We start from the raw sequence: 15,258 nt of genomic DNA, 5'->3' as shown, positions 1-15,258 counted from the left end.
AAGTGCTCGGAGCGATCTCTTTTTGGTCGCAGAGATCCACTAAAAAACAAGTCTTATGGCAGATAGACCGACGATCATCTACTTAAACAACGCCGCCACAACCTGGCCGAAGCCCCCGGAGGTGCTGGAGGCCGTCAGGCAATCGCTTGTCCTCCCTGTTTTCGGGTCGGGAAGGACCACCGGCAGCCAGGGTGAGGACTACATCTCACTGGCACGGGAGGCGCTCTCAGGTCTCCTTGCCGCAGGTCCGCCGGAGCACGTAATCTTCACCCAGAACGCGACCGACTCCTTAAATGTCCTCATCCAGGGTTTTCTTGCCGCCAATGGGGATGGCTGCCATGTTATCACGACCGAACTCGACCACAACTCGGTTCTCCGGCCGCTTCACGAGCTCGAGCGGCAGGGCCGTATCCAGCTGACGGTCCTCCCCTTCGAGGACGGCGCCGTCCGCCCCGATACGGTTGAACCGGCCATCACGCCCGAGACCCGGCTCATGGTCACGGCCCACGGGAGCAACGTGCTCGGGTCGGTGCAGGACGTCTCCCGCATCGGCGAAGTCCTGTACGACCACGGCATCTTCTTCATCGTCGACGGGGCCCAGACTGCCGGCCACATCCCTATCAACCTCCGGGACCTCCCGGTCGATGCCTACGTCTTCACCGGCCATAAAGGCTTCTTCGGCATCCCCGGTACCGGCGGATTCTACCTGCGAGACCCGGACTCGATCGCCCCCGTCCGCTACGGGGGGACCGGGACGGACTCCTTCTTGCTCTACCAGCCCCACGAGATGCCGGAGCGGTTCGAGTCCGGGACCCACAACTACCCCGGCCTTGCGGCTCTCGCGGCCGGGGTGAACTATGTCGCGTCGGTAGGGGTGAACGCCATCGCAGAGAAGGCAGAGCGCCAGATGGCGTTTCTCGTCGGGGAGTTGAAGGAAGAACCAAACATCACGATCTACAACGAGTCCCCCCTCCTTCCAATCGTCTCGTTCAACATCCATGGGATGGAGAACGACGACGTGGGATTTATCCTGGCCCGGGCCTACGGGATCGTCGCCCGCACGAGGCTGCACTGTGCGCCCCTCGTTCATCGGGCGATTGACGGGGGGACTGGCTCTGTACGGCTCAGTCTCTCCTGGTTCACCACGGACGAAGAGTGCCGGATTGCCGCACGAGCAGTAAAGGAGATTGCACAACATGCGAATTCTTCGTTCGGTTCGCCATAAATCCTGTGCCGACGGCTCGTTCATGAAGGAGTTCCTCCTCAGTGACCCGGTCCCGGCGGGGTTCTTTGCCTACCTCGGGAACTTCGGGGAGGTTGAAGCGCTCCCCAACCTCGGCGAGGGCTTCTACAGGTTCGAGAAGCCCGATTGGTTCTCCATCAGGGGCCTTGCCGGGGATACTACCGTTGAGGTCAGGTTCAAAAAGGAGGTCATGCACCTGACGGTGGACTTCCTCCATCTCCTTTTCTCCTCCTACCGCGAGGAAGGAACGGATCTCCGGGTGCTGAGGCGGAGGGAGCAGGGGGTCGGGAAACGGGTGAAAGAACACCTGTATGGACATTAACGGGGGAAAAATGCCCGAAGACGTATTCGAACGATTCGCCGAAGAATACGATCGCTGGTTTGAGGAGCATCAGGCCGGGTACCGCGCGGAACTCGCCCGGATCCGGCGCCTCTTCCCTCGCCCGGACTCTCGTGCCCTCGAGGTGGGCGTCGGGTCCGGGCGGTTTGCCGCACCCCTCGGTGTCCCGCTCGGGCTTGAGCCCTCGCGAGCCCTCGGCCGGATGGCGCGGGGACGGGGGGTTGAGGTCATCCGCGGGCGGGCGGAATCGATCCCGCTCCGGGGCGGGTCATGCTCGTCAGTCTTGATGGTGACGGTTATCTGTTTCCTTGACGACCCGGTTCCGGCATTCCAGGAGATCCGCCGGATCCTCGTCCCGCAGGGGACCCTCGTGATCGGGTTTCTCGAGCGCGAGGGGGAGGTTGCACAAAAATACCTGCACGAGAAGGGAAAGCACCGGTTCCTCTCCCGCGCCCGGTTGTATTCGTCGGGTGAGGTTCAAGGGTTTCTCAGGCACACCGGACTTCGCGTCATAGCGATCGACTCGATGGCCGGGTTCTCCGTTATCGCTGCACGGAACGACCGGTAGGAGACTCGCCCCCCCCCGTTGCCGGCCTCACGGCTGTGGCGGCTGCGCTCCGCTCCGTGCTTCTCTCATGCCTTCTTCAGGGTAAACCGGAACGCTGCTCCTTCCCCGGGGGTGCCCGGCACCCGGTCGTCGGCCCAGACCCGTCCTCCGTAGCGCTCCACCAGGATCTGCACGAGGTAGAGTCCGAGCCCTTCCCCGACCCCGCGTTTTTGCTGTTCGTATCGGTGGAAGATTGCTTTTTTGTCCTCATCCGGCACGCCCCGACCGGTATCCTCCACCGAGATCCGGACTTCGTCGTCGCACTCTTCAACCCGGATCGCGATCCTGACATCAGGGCCGCCGTGCTTGATGGCATTGCCGATGAGGTTGTTGAAGACCTCGGGGAGCAGGTCGTCTGCCAGGACCTGATGACAGGCCCCGTTATGGTAGATGGCGCCGGTGGGGAACCCCTCGATCGCTCCCCGGATTGCCACGTCTAGATCGGTCTCTTTGAGATCCGGTGAAGCCTCATATATCCGGCGGATCGTGGAGACGGTGCCCAGGATCTCGATGCTTTTGCGGACGCTGCGCTGCAGTTTCTTAACGTATCCGGCTGCTTCTCCCTCCAGGGATTCGATCAAGAGGTCGGCATAGAGGTTCGAGACGTTCTCGGTGTTGCCGATATCATGCGTCAGGATGTCCAGGTAGAGGTTCGCCTCCCGATTCGCGGTCTCCAGTTCGCGGTGAAGCCGGGTGAGTTCTTCAGTATGATGTCTGAGCGCTTCCTGTACACGTTTGCGCTCAGTGACATCCGTGAGGATGGCAATGGCTCCGACGACGGCACCGGCGGCATCGCGGATAGGAGCTGCTGACGTGTCCACCCAGAGCGGTTCCCGGTTCAGGCGGGTAACCATCACCTCTTCTCCCTGCACGGTCTCGCCGTGCAACGCCCGGTAGTAGGGGGTCGCTTCGAGAGGAAGCGGCGTCCCATCCTCCCGCAGGACCCCAAAGACGGCCTGCCGCTCCTCGAAATGAACTGGATCCAGAGATACCGACGCTCTGTCGATCATCTTACGCACCGCTTCGTTCATCCGAACGATAGTCCCGGTGGTATTGTAGATGATGACGCCCGATGCGATCGATGCAAGCGTCGCATCCAGTTCGGTGGCTCTCAAATGCTCTCGTTCCATGACGGCACGGAGTTTCGCCTCGGCCTGCTTCTGCTCGGTGATGTCGGTGAAACTCTCGAGCGCATGCGTTACCCGGCCGGATGCATCTTTCACCGGCTGGGCCACAATGCCGAACCAGCGCCCACGGTGCGGGATATACTTCTCTATCCTCGTGACCTCGCCCGTCGCAAAGGCGGTCCGGGCTGCACAGACCTCGCACGGTTCGCTCATGCCCTCGAATAGACGGTAGCATTTCTGCCCGACGGGCTCATATTCAGGGAAAAATTCCCGGGTCTTCTGGTTGAGCCACACGATCGTCATGTCCGGTTCGACAAGGGACTGCCCCGTATCGAGCGCGGACAGGATGGCACCTACCTCTTCCTTCTCCCTGCGCAGCGCCTCCTCGCCTCTCCTGCGTTCGGTCTCGGCCAGCCTGAGCTCTGCATTCTCCCGTCGAAGAGCATCGATCTCTGCCTGGAGTTCGCTGATCCGCTCTTCGACGAGTCGTTCGGTCTTTGCAGGGCTGTCCTGTCGAACCTCATCCTGTCCGACGGGATCAGACCTTGTCCGTGAGGCTTCTGGGGGCGCTGGCATCTGACCCGGGGGCTCCTATATCGAGCACTAACAATGAGTTTTCCATAGGCAGTAATAACGGTAGCGCTCGGGAACTACGCAGGATCTTCTGGGGTATGGTGGAAAAACGCCTTTATACCAACACTGGGCCGGGGGTTATGAAGTATCGTTAACCGGGAACGTGTCACGCGAGATGATGGAGCAGACCGACGAATGACCGGCGGATTCTCTCGCTCCCGGTTGATTCGGGAGAGCCTCTCCCTCTACTGCCAAAACAGGTCCGCGATCAGATCGGCGGAGCCGGCGTCGACGCCGAGACTATGATGGATGCGCTCCCGGGAGGGTGCGGATGGAGCGGCTGGCCGAGGTGGTGATGCACGGGCGCATGGGCCCGTCGCTCATGGCGACGCATGTCTTTAAGGGCGTTGATAACCCGGAGGAGGCTCTTCTCCTGATGAAGGATAAGAGCCGGGGGACCTGATCAAATCGGTCGTCATCGTGAAGCAGTAGTTCTTCGAATCATCTCCCTTTTTGGACTCGCCGCCCGCGGCCGTCCCGGACGTGCCTACTGCTTCCCCGAGACTTTTGCGATCACGCCATCCAGGTGCTGCCGGTAGAGCGCCTGCGGGTCGAGTTCCGCGAGCCCTTCCGGTGTCCTGACGACCACCCTGCCGATGCCGGCATTCACCAGCATCTTCGAGCACATCAGGCAGGGCGGGTCGTACGAGGGCGCTCCCGTCAGGCGCTCGAACCCGGCCAGGTACATCGTACAGCCTGCCGCGGCCCGTCCCGCCTGCAGGAGCGCGTTCATCTCCGCGTGCACCGAGCGGCAGAACTCGTAGCGTTCGCCGGAGGGGATGTTGTACTGCCTGCGTATGCAGGTGTTCAGCTCATCGCAGTGCGCCTCCCCCCGCGGCGCACCGTTGTGCCCGGTAGAGACGATCTCTCCTGCGGAATTGACCACGACCGCCCCGTAGCACCGCCGGATGCAGGTCGACCGCCGGGCGGTCTCGATCGCGATGTTCATGTACCATTCGGTCCGTGAGGCGCGAGGCGGTACGGCCGGCGCACCGGAAGAGGCGGTATTCCGGTCCGTCATGGCCGCTTCTCCTCCGGGGGCAGGGGTCGGCCCACTCGGGTCTTCGCTCATGATAGATCTTCCACAGTATGGGATTAAAAAGAGGTGTTTTATGTCGAAGGGATGGTTGTTCGCTAAGGGTTTTCAACGCGGTTTGAAGGGGGCCAGGAGATCTCCTGCCATCAGTGTGGCGCCGTCCCCGCCGAACACGACCCCTCGGCGTTCCGACCCGCAAATTAATCACCCCCCGGTTCGACTCTGTATGATGAACCTCCCTCGGGTATCGTCGCTTGCCGTTCTGGTCATCCTTGTCGGGGTCTCTGCATGCGGCTGCATGAGCCAGGAGACCGTGGTATCCGATGAGGAGAAGGCGCGGGTGCTTGAATATGCGGACCCGATCGCCGACAACGTCCTTTTAGGCTTCGATGAAGGCAAGTATACGGTGTACCGCGAATTCGTCACATCCAGGTTAGGGTTCTATGTCTCCAGAGATAACCCCGTCGTTACGGAGAGGGGCGAGTATATCACCGTAACCTACAGGGCGAACTTCGAGCGGGAGGATGGGGTGAGTCTCCGGCTCGTCTTCCGGAAGGGCGACGAGTCGCACCAGCTCTCCGGGCTCTGGTTCTACTCCCCGATGCTGCGTAGTTGAGGCGCTTCACCGGCAGAACTGCGGATGATCGGGACCTACAAGGAGGGCGTTCCCGCCGTGCCCCGCTATCCGCCGGTGTCATCATCCTCAGGCTTCTTGAAGCAGAGGAAGCGGTGCCGGCATCGGACAAGGTCGCGGTCGGCCAGGAGCTGCATCAGCCCGGCCGTCAGGCTCTCGCCCGCGAGGCTCAGAGAAACGATCGAGGAAGCCAGGGACGAGAACGGGTCCGGCAGGCCCCGGCGTCTTGCGGCGTCGCGGACGGCGACGAACGGCCAGTAGAGGGGCGATGCGCTCGAGACCGCGCTCACCTTCATCGCCATGCCGCATCCCTCAAAGAGCGACCGGTACTGCTCCAGCCTCCGGTACACTGCCGCCCCGCTGAAATCGCCCTCGTGCTCCTTGAACTCCGGCTCATTCTTCGCGATCATCTCGATGAGCGTGACATACCCCCCCGGCCGGACAACACGGCAGATCTCCTCTACGGTGCGTGCGAGTTCGTCGTCGTCGACGATATACCGCAGGACCCAGACGGCATTGACGAGGTCGAACACGCCGTCCTCGAAGGCCAGCGGCATGCCGTCGAGGGCATGGTGCTCGGCGTTCTGGATGCCCGCCTCGTCCGCCGCCTGCCGTGCCGCTTCCACCATCTTCGGCGAGAGGTCCACCCCGACGACGCGGTGCACCTGCGGGGCGAACCAGAGCGTCCACCGGCCGACGCCGCACCCGTAGTCGAGCACGGAGTAGTGCGGCTCGAGCCTCACCGCCCTTGAGACGAGGCGCTTCTGGCTGCCGTCGATGTAGGCGTTGTTCAGGTCGTCGACGCTGATCACCGCCCTGAGCGGATGGCGGTGGTGCCGTGCATTCACCTCGTCCCAGGCGTCGCGTTGATAGTCCGAATCGTGCGTGAACTCACCCCGCTTGACTCACTCTTGAATCTCAGGCGAGTATTTAGTGTTTTCGTTATGGGGTGCGGCTCTGTGAGGGGGCTCAGTATACACCCTCGCCCGTCACGAGAACGCCCCTCACCGGGTAAGTGCCGTTGCACGGCCCCCTGAACTCGTGGGATATCCTCTCGAAATAGGTGTTATACTGCCAGCCGAGAACCCACCACTCGTTTCTCCCGTGAAACTCCGATGTGATGGTGAGAACATTCCCTTCGGCCGCATCGAACGAGAGGATTACCGGCACCTCGATGATATACCCGGACGCCCCGGGGCCCAGATAGTAATACTCGTCGTCGGACCTGCTGACGGTGCCGACGACCCGGTACGGCATAAAGAGGGGTTCGGCCCCTACCGGGGTTCTGGTCTCGATCTCGTGGCCGGGGTCGGTATCGAGCATGGAGAGTTCCATATCGACGAGCACCGGCGTCTCTGCCGAATACCTGTCGGAGTAGATATGGGTCGGCTCCGGGAGTTCGGACTCGTTCTGCCCCGGCATGATCGCTATCGGCTCGATGCGGTTTTTGTAGATGGGAGCGAGCCGGTCGGCCGAGATGTTCAGCATGGGAATCCCGTCGACATCCTCGATCCGTACCGAGATATCGCTCCTGTCGAAGTTGCGGAAATAGGCGCGAGAGAGGTTGACGGGAGTCACGTTTGTCCCGGAGTCCGGATCGTAGCGGGACGGGAGGGGGAGCAGGAGGACCGCATTCTCAATGGGGCCCGACGTGGAGATCTTCAGTTCATAACTGTAGGAGGACTGAAAACTCTCTTCCGCGGACCGGTCCAGAGACCCCATGACCAGCGCTATGAAGCCGAACAGGAGTGCGGCGAGGACGACTGCCACGACGAGCACCACCTTCAGCGCCTTTGATAGATTTACCATCGCCTATCAGGGTGTTAGGGAGTTGCTGGTATTATGCCCTTCGATTCTCTCCGGGCCCGTCTCCGCCCCACAACTATATATGCCATGGCCGGTGTCGGGAGCCCGCAGAAGAGGAGGTTTTCATGTCCTACATCACCGTTGGTAAGGAGAATTCGGGCACCATCGACCTCTACTACGAGGACCACGGCAGGGGCGAGCCGGTCGTCCTGGTTCACGGCTGGCCGCTCTCGAGCAAGTCCTGGGAGAAGCAGGTGCCGGTATTGCTTGATGCGGGCTACCGCGTCGTCGCCTACGACCGGAGGGGGTTTGGGAACTCAAGCCGGCCGGCCACCGGCTACGACTACGATACCCTGGCAGAAGACCTGCACAAGATCATGACGGAACTCGACCTCGCCGACGCCACGCTCGTCGGGTTCTCGATGGGCGGGGGCGAGGTCGCCCGTTATCTCGGCACCTACGGGAGCGATCGCGTGGAGCGGGCGGTCTTCATATCCGCGATCCCGCCGTTCCTCTTAAAGACGGCCGACAACCCCGAAGGCGTCGAGGGCAGCACCTTCGACGGGATCATGGAGAGCATCGCCGCCGACCGCCCGGCGTTCCTCTCCGGGTTCCTCTCGGACTTCTACAACGTCGACGTCTATGGGGGCGACCGGGTGAGCGACGAGGTTGTCCGCCTCAGCTGGAATGTAGCGGCCGCCGCCTCTCCTGTGGGCACACTCGACAGCGTCTCTGCGTGGCTGACCGACTTCCGGGGCGACCTTGCGAGCATCGACGTGCCGGTCCTCGTCATCCACGGCGATGCAGACCGGATCGTCCCCCTCGCCGCCTCGGGGAAGCGCACCCACGAACTGGTCAGGGGGAGCCGTCTCGTGGTGGTCGAGGGCGGGCCGCACGGGATCACCTGGACCCATGCCGACAGGGTCAACCGGGAGCTGCTGGACTTCCTCGGGGAGAAGGCCCAGCCGATGGAACCGGTTGCCGGGCTCTCCTGAACGGGCGGGAGGGGTTCCTCCCCCTCACCCAACCGGGACCAGCCCGGCGTTCTTGCCGGTGATGCACCGGCCCCCGCCGCGGGTGACCACGAAGGTGTTCTCGATCCCGACCATCCCGACGCCCCGGACCCCCTTCTTGGGCTCGAGGGCAAAGACCATCCCTTCTTCGAGCGGCTCATCGAACCCTCTCGCGATCGCAGGCGCCTCGTCCACGGCGAGGCCGATCCCGTGGCCCAGGAACTGCGCCCGCCGGCCTCCGTAGCCCATGAAGTTCTCGAGGAACGCGGGCTCCAGGCCGCCGAGTATCGTCTCGTAGATCTCGGAGGGCCGGAGTCCTGGCCGGAGCATCGCGGCCGTTCTATCCTGCACCTCCACGCACCGGTAATGGGCCTCTGCCGCCTCTTCGGGGACCGATCCCCAGAACATATACGTCACGGTCTTGTCGGTGTGGTAGCCCTGCACCCCACAGGCGCAGTCGACAAAGACCAGATCTCCGCTCTGAAGTTTCCGGTCGTGGCTGCCGAGGACCGGGGCGCCGGGGGCCGCTCCCCGGCACCCGCCCGGCCCGTCGAAACTGGTCGGGTAGAGGGAGTTCTCCCCGAAACCGAGCTGGCCGAGGATCATCTCCGTCCCGAACCTACCGAACCGGGCGATGCCATGATGCCCTTCCCGGACCATGCGGGCAAAGACCTCGCCGCCGAGCTCGGCCTCGCTCATCCCCTCGCGGAGCATTGCGGGGACGACGTCCTCGAGGACGTGCCGGTGGATCTTCCCCGCCCGCTCCATGAGAGAGAGTTCGTAAGCGCTCTTCTTCGCCCGGACCACCGTTGCCTGCGCATCGAGCGACCTCGTCTCGCGGAAGGGGAAGTACTTCCGGAACCGCTCGAGCAGCGCGAGGGGCACCGTCTCCGTCTCCACGTGGACCGTCGCCGGGCACGCCCCCATCCCGGCCGCGGCGTCGCGGAAACTCTTCATCGGCCGGATATCGGGGAAGAACGACTCGTCGAGCGCCCTCTCAAGGCTCCTGCGCACCCAGAGCACGGCCTCGCCGTTTTTGGGGACGAGGAGAACGCCGTCCTGCATCGTCCCGGTGAGGTAGAACTGGTTCACCCTGCCAAAGATAGCAGAAAACTCCCACGACGGGTCTTCCGTGTCCATGCGGAGCCGGAACCGCTCCATGCGGTCCCGGAGTTCGGAGGCAGGGGTCTTTCGCTCCATACCCATGATCTCTGCGGCGATGCTATTAACTATGACCGGACGGGCCCGGGCGGCTGGATGCCGCTCCGTGCGGGTTTATGCGATCGCACGGCGCACGCATACCTATCATGGATACTCCCTTTATCTTTACCATGCACGAGAACCTGCCCCGCCAGGGGCCGGGGAGCAATGCCTGTACACGGAAGGCCTTCTCGATGCTTACCGATCTTTCGGCCCAACCGGCGATCCTGGATATCGGGTGCGGGGCCGGGATGCAGACCGTCGAACTCGCCCGGATCTGTCCCGGCTGCCGCATCACCGCCACCGACGTCCACCAGCCCTACCTCGATCAACTTGCCGGGAGCGCGGCATCGGCGGGGGTGGGAGACCGGATCACCACGGTCCGCGCCTCGATGGACGACCTGCCGTTCTCCGACGGATCGTTTGACGTCCTCTGGGCGGAGGGCTCGATCTTCATCATGGGGTTCCGGGAAGGGCTCGTCTCGTGGAGGAGGCTCCTCCGGCCGGGCGGCTACCTCTGCCTCACCGAGGCCGCCTGGTTCGTTGAAGAACCCTCGCCGGAGGCGGCGGCGTTCTGGAACGAGTGCTACCCGGCGATAACAACGGTCCCGGCGAACCGCGCGATCGCCGAAGACGCCGGCTACGAGGTCGTCGCGACCTTCCCGCTCCCGGCATCAGCGTGGTGGGACGATTACTACACGCCGATGATCGAACGGCTCGCGGACCTGCGGTCGAAAGTCGCCGGCAACCCTGAAGCGGAAGGCCTCATCGCGTTCGAGGAGCGGGAGATCGCCCTCCACCGGGAACACGGCAGCGAGTACGGCTACGAGTTCTTCATTCTGCGGAAGAGAGCATAGGGAGGCCGTTACTCTCCCTTCATCTTCCCGATATCCCTCTGAATCTTGCCGATCGCCTTCCAGCGTTTCTTTTCAAGCCTTACAAGCCCTATCTCCGCTTTCGCCTGCTCGAACGCGAGTTCCTGCACGAGCCTCTGATAACTCTCCAGCCGTGCCGCGGGGAGGGTCCCGGCCGCGACGGCCGCCTGCACCGCACAGCCCGGCTCCCCCTCGTGCCGGCAGTCCGAGAACCTGCAGCCCTCTGCGACTTCGAGGATGTCGGGGAATGTGTCGGCGATGCCGGCAAAAGCCGTCCCGATCCCGACCTCCCGCAGGCCGGGGTTGTCGATCATGAGCGCCCCGCCGTCAAGGACGAAGAGCTGGCGGACGGTCGTGGTGTGCCGCCCTTTGCCGTCATAGTCCCGGGTATCCGAGGTCTCCTGCACCGGCCGGCCCATGAGCCGGTTGATCAGGGTGGACTTGCCGACGCCCGACGAGCCGATGAGGGCGACCGTTCTTCGCGGCGGGAGATACGGGTCGAGCCGGTCGACTCCCTCCCCGCTCACGGCGCTGATGGGAATGACCGGTATGCCGGGAGAGGCCGAAGCAATCTCGTCGGCGAGCGTTGTAGGGTCGTCTGCGAGATCGGACTTGTTAATGACGATGACCGGGAAGGCGCCTGACGCGTGGGCGATCGCGAGAAAGCGCTCGATCCGGCGGGGGTTGAGGTCACGGCCGGCGGCCGTGACGATGAAGACCGTATCGATATTCGCCGCGATGACCTGGTCGGTTCCCTCGCGCCCCGCGCTTCCCCGCGTAAACCGGGTCTTCTGCGAGAGGATATCGACGATCATCGAGGTGCCGGTCTCCGGCTGACGGAGCAGGACGACGAAGTCCCCCACCGCGGGGAACCGGCCAAGTCTCCGGAGTGCCCCGGAGATCCCGGCCGTGACCGATCCCCCGTCGACAAGCACGTCCCATACGGTCTTCTGCCGACAGGCCACGCGGCCGGCGAGATAGGGGCCGGCGTATTTCGAGAATGCCGCATCGTGTTCCTCAGTCCAGCCAAGTTCTTTCAGCGTATAGCGATGCTGTTGTCCGCATTGGGAAGTGGGTTGGCTCATAAATGACCGGGCCTCCGTGACAGGGGTGGCATCGGAGGCGTAAAGTGCTTTGCGGTCGCGATCCTTGACCGCAGGGTCTTCTCTGTGGCAGCCCCCATGCCTGCGTGCTTGCATCATCCATCCGTGCACGGACCGCCCTCTTTCCTCGCAACCGCCCGCCATGCCCGGGGAGGAACCAGAATCTCAAACCGGGCCCCCCGGCTCGCCGTCCCCGTCTCCCGGATCCCGATCTCGGTTACGGAAAGGATGTCCCGGGAAAAAGCCAGCCCGAAGCCGGTGTTCTTCCCGTAACCGTAGCGGAAGATCTGCTCTTTCTCGTCGTCCGGAACCCCGGGCCCATCGTCCTCGAACGTTATGGTGAGCGTCCCGTCGGCCTGCTCGCAGGCTGTTATCTCGATCCTGGTGAGTTCCCCCCCGTGCCGGAGCGCGTTCTCGAGCAGGTTGTATACGACTTTGGGCGAGAGCGGATCGGCATAAATCTCCACCGGGGCGGTCCGGACGGAGATCTCAATCCCGGGATGGTGAATGGCGCTGACGGCATGCTCGATCATCGTCTCAAGCGGCTGCCAGACCGGCTGGTACACGCCGATCATCTGGTATTCGCGGGAGAACTGGAGATGTTTCTTGATCCTCTCTGCGGCCTCGATGGATCGGGATAGATACACATCGCCGTCGTGATGCATCCGGTCCTCTGAGAGGAGGCTCAGGTACCAGGAAAGCCCGGTGACGTCGTTGCCGATGTCGTGGCAGGTCAGCTGGGATAAGAGTGACAGTTTCTGGTTGGCAGTCCGGAGGGCGGTTTCGGCTGCTCTCCGGCCGGTGATATCCCTGATTATCAGGACAACACCGGCAGGTTCTCCATCCGGGTCGCTGACAGGTGCCCCGGCGATGCTGAGAACGCGGTTCTTCTTGCCGTCGGTCACCACCTCCAGATCCGAAAACCTCCCCTGCTGCGTGACGGCGGTCCTGATCGCGGCGTACGCCGTATCGGGAATGAACCGCCCGACCGGCTGTTCGGAAAGATCCCCCTCGGCTACGCCGAAGACCTCCGCGGCCGCCGCATTCGTCGCGATGATCCTGCCGTCCATATCGGTAAGGACAAGGCCGTCGGGCATCGTCCTGAGGATCTCCGGGACCGCCGTCTGGGGACTCAGGGTGAACATCCCATATCTGTGGATGGCGTGGGCGATGAGCAGGGAGAAGACGACGATACCGATGAAGACGAGATTGACGGTGTAGATCCCGAAGGTCGGGAGGATCAGTCCAGAGAGAGCGCCGAAAACGACGACGGTTGCGGTGCCGATACCGACGAGCCGGTTCTGGCGCCGGATCCTCCCCGGACGCACTCTCCGCCAGGACGAAATACCGGCGTATACCGCCCAGACCATCACCAGTGAGACGTAGGCCTTCGCGGCCAGGGAGATAGGTCCTGCGGAGGACAGGTAGACATACCCCGTTCCCGGCTGGAGCGTCACCGTGTAGATCTGGTCGGTGAAGAGACCGAGCAGCGTAAAGAGCAGGGCGGGCAGGTACAGAGAAACGAGGAGAATACCACGTTTATTCTTCCGGGCGAGGGGGTGGTTGGTGAAGGTGAGTGTAAAGTGGGCGGTGAAGACGGCGACAAAGACCCAAAAGGAACTGGCCCTCAGCCAGAAGAGGCTGCCTTCGTAACCGGCCGAATGCCAGAAGAGGAACTCCCCGATGGCCCAGCAGGTTGCCGAGAGCGTTACTGCAAGGAAGAGGCGGTTGACGGCCGACGAGGGGTTTTGCGCAAAAGCATACATCCCGAGACCGTAGGTGGTGAATGCCGAGACAGCGCAGAACCCGACCAGGATCAGAAAGAAGATCGTGAAGATGTCAGACACGGCCGCTCACGTCCCTGCACCGCCCGGTCTTTCCCGGGCCATCCTGCTCCGGTCCAGATTAACATGGGGGATCATCGGGGGACTGCTGTGGGTATTATTACCCTGTTCCCGGGAAAACGCTTTGCTTTTTGATCGGTGCTAGAGATCTCAGGTGAATAAAAATGAGCCTGCCGGGGCACCGCAAACGCTCTTGTGGATCCGGTCCGTGCAGGCACGGTCTTCCCGCGCCGTGCGGCTTACCACAGACGCTTAATAGCGGGCTCACGTTATAACTCCTGCAGGGAAACGGTATGAACGGCAACTACGTCCACGGCTACACGGGGCGGGAAGCGGAACGGCTGCGCGACCAGGCGGAGACCCTGACCGGGCTCCTGCACGGCGACACCCGGTACCCGGCAGGCTCGAGGGTGCTCGAGGCCGGGTGCGGCACCGGCGCCCAGACGGTCATCCTGGCGAGAAACAGCCCGGAGGCCCGGATCACGTCGGTCGATATCTCCGAGGCATCGCTTGGCGAGGCAGAGAGGCGCGTTCTGGCGGAAGGCATCACGAACGTCACGTTCGAGGCCGGGGATATCTTCGCCCTCCCCTACGAACCGGGGAGTTTCGACCACATCTTCCTCTGCTTCGTCCTCGAACACCTGGCGGACCCCCGCCGTGCGCTCGAACGCCTCCGCCCGCTCCTCCGCGAAGGCGGCACGATCACGGCGATCGAGGGAGACCACGGCTCGGCATTCTTCCACCCGGACAGCGACTACGCCCGCCGGGCGATCGGGTGCCTCGTCGACCTCCAGCGGGAGATGGGCGGCAACGCCCTGATCGGGCGGGAACTCTATCCCCTTGTCACCGGCTCCGGCTACCGCGACGTTCGCGTCTCGCCGCGGATGGTCTACGTGGACGCTTCCCGGCCGGACCTCGCCCGCGGGTTCACGCGGCTGACCTTCACCGCCATGGTCGAGGGCGTCGGCGATGACGCGGTGGGCCGGGGGATGATGAGCCGGGAGGACTGGGAGCGGGGAGTAACCGACCTCTACCGGACCGCAGGATCGGACGGAGTCTTCTGCTACACGTTCTTCAAGGCGACGGGAAGGAGGTAGCCTCCCTCACCGCTTCCCCGTAACCGGTGCCATGAGGTATCCCCCGAACCCCGCAAGCCAGAAGAGCGCGGGGTAGACGATCATCCGCTCCGACCCGCCGTGACCGATGGGGCCGTAGAGGTTCATGATACCGAAATCGCTTGCCGCATGCGTCACCAGGAAGACGAGACCCAGGACGCCTGCGATGATCGCGATCGCTCTTATAGGTCCCCGGACCAGGGTGGCGCCGGCGATTGCCTGGATATTGAAGAAGATGAAGGCCATAAGCGCAAAGAGGCCGTGGATCCCGGGGATAGCCAGCGTAAAGACGGCGGCACCCAGTGCACCGATGCCCGCGAGGGCGAAAAGGGGAAAGATCCAGCCTCTGCCGTAGAAGCGGTAGAGGAGGTAGCCGCTGATGATGTTCAGGAGGCCTGCAAGGAAGAGGGAGCCGTTGAAAAGCCATGCCGTCGCGCCGATCACGCCGAGGTCGCTGATCGCGTTCGTGTTGATGCTGTACCCGGGTGCCATGGCCGCGCCGACCATGAGAGCCATCATAAACTGGACCGGGAGCAGAAAGAGCAGTACGCCTGCAATCGTCCGGCTGCTCTCCGTGAGATCGAACCTGCGCATGCTTAAGGAGGTGGAGCCTCTCCCATAATAATTCCTGCACTGGCCCGGACCGTGATGGGGGTTTGCAGAGCGGCCGGACTCGGGTGAA

At 63.1% G+C, this 15,258-nt stretch carries 16 protein-coding genes; 8 read left to right on the top strand and 8 right to left on the bottom strand.

Translation table 11 applies throughout. The features are described 5' to 3' along the window. Positions 1–55: 55 nt before the first annotated feature. Genes BRA49_RS09325 through BRA49_RS09315 form a run of 3 tightly spaced genes read left to right on the top strand, consistent with a single transcriptional unit; the run spans position 56 to position 2,151 of the window. Positions 56–1,225 carry an aminotransferase class V-fold PLP-dependent enzyme gene (locus BRA49_RS09325; protein WP_292385462.1) on the top strand — a complete coding sequence of 390 codons (1,170 nt, stop codon included), beginning with the start codon at positions 56–58 and terminating at the stop codon, positions 1,223–1,225. Next, complete coding sequence (locus BRA49_RS09320) at positions 1,197–1,565, top strand: hypothetical protein (RefSeq protein WP_292385460.1); 369 nt, start codon at positions 1,197–1,199, stop codon at positions 1,563–1,565. The genes BRA49_RS09325 and BRA49_RS09320 overlap by 29 nt, the downstream gene beginning before the upstream one ends. A 10-nt stretch (positions 1,566–1,575) precedes the next feature. Next, on the top strand, positions 1,576–2,151 hold the full coding sequence (locus tag BRA49_RS09315) for a class I SAM-dependent methyltransferase (RefSeq protein ID WP_292385458.1): 576 nt from the start codon (positions 1,576–1,578) through the stop codon (positions 2,149–2,151). Positions 2,152–2,216: 65 nt separating this feature from the next. Here the strand turns inward: BRA49_RS09315 and BRA49_RS09310 are convergent, their stop codons facing one another. Then, positions 2,217–3,893, bottom strand: a complete 1,677-nt coding sequence (locus tag BRA49_RS09310) for a PAS domain-containing sensor histidine kinase (protein WP_292385456.1) — start codon at positions 3,891–3,893, stop codon at positions 2,217–2,219. 328 nt (positions 3,894–4,221) lie between these two features. Here BRA49_RS09310 and BRA49_RS09305 point away from each other — a divergent pair, with 328 nt between their 5' ends. Continuing rightward, entirely contained in the window at positions 4,222–4,353 is a 132-nt protein-coding gene (locus BRA49_RS09305) for a hypothetical protein (protein ID WP_292385454.1), read from the top strand. A gap of 84 nt (positions 4,354–4,437) precedes the next feature. Here the strand turns inward: BRA49_RS09305 and BRA49_RS09300 are convergent, their stop codons facing one another. Further along, positions 4,438–4,971: a deoxycytidylate deaminase gene (locus BRA49_RS09300; RefSeq protein WP_292385452.1), complete on the bottom strand. Its 534-nt coding sequence runs from the start codon at positions 4,969–4,971 to the stop codon at positions 4,438–4,440. 241 nt (positions 4,972–5,212) lie between these two features. On the opposite strand from BRA49_RS09300, the gene BRA49_RS09295 reads away from it, so the two are divergent. Further along, positions 5,213–5,602 (top strand): DUF3887 domain-containing protein, encoded by a 390-nt coding sequence (locus BRA49_RS09295; protein ID WP_292385450.1) that lies wholly within the window; start codon positions 5,213–5,215, stop codon positions 5,600–5,602. 65 nt (positions 5,603–5,667) lie between these two features. Here BRA49_RS09295 and BRA49_RS09290 read toward each other — a convergent pair whose 3' ends face one another. Both BRA49_RS09290 and BRA49_RS09285 read right to left on the bottom strand, forming a co-directional pair. Next, positions 5,668–6,468 carry a class I SAM-dependent methyltransferase gene (locus BRA49_RS09290; protein ID WP_292385449.1) on the bottom strand — a complete coding sequence of 267 codons (801 nt, stop codon included), beginning with the start codon at positions 6,466–6,468 and terminating at the stop codon, positions 5,668–5,670. 121 nt (positions 6,469–6,589) lie between these two features. After that, positions 6,590–7,429 (bottom strand): hypothetical protein, encoded by an 840-nt coding sequence (locus BRA49_RS09285; RefSeq protein ID WP_292385448.1) that lies wholly within the window; start codon positions 7,427–7,429, stop codon positions 6,590–6,592. 122 nt (positions 7,430–7,551) lie between these two features. On the opposite strand from BRA49_RS09285, the gene BRA49_RS09280 reads away from it, so the two are divergent. Next, positions 7,552–8,421, top strand: coding sequence for an alpha/beta fold hydrolase (locus tag BRA49_RS09280; RefSeq protein WP_292385447.1), 870 nt, complete (start codon positions 7,552–7,554; stop codon positions 8,419–8,421). Positions 8,422–8,445: 24 nt separating this feature from the next. On the opposite strand, the gene BRA49_RS09275 is transcribed toward BRA49_RS09280, so the two are convergent. After that, positions 8,446–9,639: a M24 family metallopeptidase gene (locus BRA49_RS09275; RefSeq protein WP_292385446.1), complete on the bottom strand. Its 1,194-nt coding sequence runs from the start codon at positions 9,637–9,639 to the stop codon at positions 8,446–8,448. Positions 9,640–9,746: 107 nt separating this feature from the next. On the opposite strand from BRA49_RS09275, the gene BRA49_RS09270 reads away from it, so the two are divergent. Then, positions 9,747–10,496: a class I SAM-dependent methyltransferase gene (locus BRA49_RS09270; RefSeq protein ID WP_292385444.1), complete on the top strand. Its 750-nt coding sequence runs from the start codon at positions 9,747–9,749 to the stop codon at positions 10,494–10,496. An 8-nt stretch (positions 10,497–10,504) separates the two neighbouring features. Here BRA49_RS09270 and rsgA read toward each other — a convergent pair whose 3' ends face one another. Both rsgA and BRA49_RS09260 read right to left on the bottom strand, forming a co-directional pair. Further along, positions 10,505–11,599, bottom strand: coding sequence for a ribosome small subunit-dependent GTPase A (gene rsgA / locus BRA49_RS09265; protein ID WP_292385442.1), 1,095 nt, complete (start codon positions 11,597–11,599; stop codon positions 10,505–10,507). Positions 11,600–11,712: 113 nt separating this feature from the next. Then, positions 11,713–13,464 (bottom strand): histidine kinase N-terminal 7TM domain-containing protein, encoded by a 1,752-nt coding sequence (locus BRA49_RS09260; RefSeq protein WP_292385440.1) that lies wholly within the window; start codon positions 13,462–13,464, stop codon positions 11,713–11,715. Positions 13,465–13,754: 290 nt separating this feature from the next. On the opposite strand from BRA49_RS09260, the gene BRA49_RS09255 reads away from it, so the two are divergent. Then, on the top strand, positions 13,755–14,558 hold the full coding sequence (locus tag BRA49_RS09255; RefSeq protein ID WP_292385438.1) for a class I SAM-dependent methyltransferase: 804 nt from the start codon (positions 13,755–13,757) through the stop codon (positions 14,556–14,558). A 6-nt stretch (positions 14,559–14,564) separates the two neighbouring features. Here BRA49_RS09255 and BRA49_RS09250 read toward each other — a convergent pair whose 3' ends face one another. After that, a complete protein-coding gene (locus BRA49_RS09250; RefSeq protein ID WP_292385436.1) occupies positions 14,565–15,170 on the bottom strand; it encodes a DUF998 domain-containing protein in 606 nt (201 codons plus the stop codon). Positions 15,171–15,258: the final 88 nt, after the last annotated feature.

The sequence above is a fragment of the Methanoculleus sp. UBA430 genome (assembly GCF_002506585.1).
Taxonomy (GTDB): Archaea; Halobacteriota; Methanomicrobia; order Methanomicrobiales; family Methanoculleaceae; genus Methanoculleus.
The sequence above is the reverse complement of the archived record's forward strand: the minus strand, read 5'-3'. Positions and strand labels throughout refer to the sequence as shown.

Bases quoted from the DNA above. Each gene is read 5' to 3' on its own strand.
- BRA49_RS09325 (WP_292385462.1), top strand. From the start codon at position 56: ATGGCAGATAGACCGACGATCATCTACTTAAACAACGCCGCCACAACC.
- BRA49_RS09320 (WP_292385460.1), top strand. From the start codon at position 1,197: ATGCGAATTCTTCGTTCGGTTCGCCATAAATCCTGTGCCGACGGCTCG.
- BRA49_RS09315 (WP_292385458.1), top strand. From the start codon at position 1,576: ATGCCCGAAGACGTATTCGAACGATTCGCCGAAGAATACGATCGCTGG.
- BRA49_RS09310 (WP_292385456.1), bottom strand. From the start codon at position 3,893: ATGCCAGCGCCCCCAGAAGCCTCACGGACAAGGTCTGATCCCGTCGGA.
- BRA49_RS09305 (WP_292385454.1), top strand. From the start codon at position 4,222: ATGGAGCGGCTGGCCGAGGTGGTGATGCACGGGCGCATGGGCCCGTCG.
- BRA49_RS09300 (WP_292385452.1), bottom strand. From the start codon at position 4,971: ATGACGGACCGGAATACCGCCTCTTCCGGTGCGCCGGCCGTACCGCCT.
- BRA49_RS09295 (WP_292385450.1), top strand. From the start codon at position 5,213: ATGATGAACCTCCCTCGGGTATCGTCGCTTGCCGTTCTGGTCATCCTT.
- BRA49_RS09285 (WP_292385448.1), bottom strand. From the start codon at position 7,429: ATGGTAAATCTATCAAAGGCGCTGAAGGTGGTGCTCGTCGTGGCAGTC.
- BRA49_RS09280 (WP_292385447.1), top strand. From the start codon at position 7,552: ATGTCCTACATCACCGTTGGTAAGGAGAATTCGGGCACCATCGACCTC.
- BRA49_RS09275 (WP_292385446.1), bottom strand. From the start codon at position 9,639: ATGGAGCGAAAGACCCCTGCCTCCGAACTCCGGGACCGCATGGAGCGG.
- BRA49_RS09270 (WP_292385444.1), top strand. From the start codon at position 9,747: ATGGATACTCCCTTTATCTTTACCATGCACGAGAACCTGCCCCGCCAG.
- rsgA (WP_292385442.1), bottom strand. From the start codon at position 11,599: ATGAGCCAACCCACTTCCCAATGCGGACAACAGCATCGCTATACGCTG.
- BRA49_RS09255 (WP_292385438.1), top strand. From the start codon at position 13,755: ATGAACGGCAACTACGTCCACGGCTACACGGGGCGGGAAGCGGAACGG.
- BRA49_RS09250 (WP_292385436.1), bottom strand. From the start codon at position 15,170: ATGCGCAGGTTCGATCTCACGGAGAGCAGCCGGACGATTGCAGGCGTA.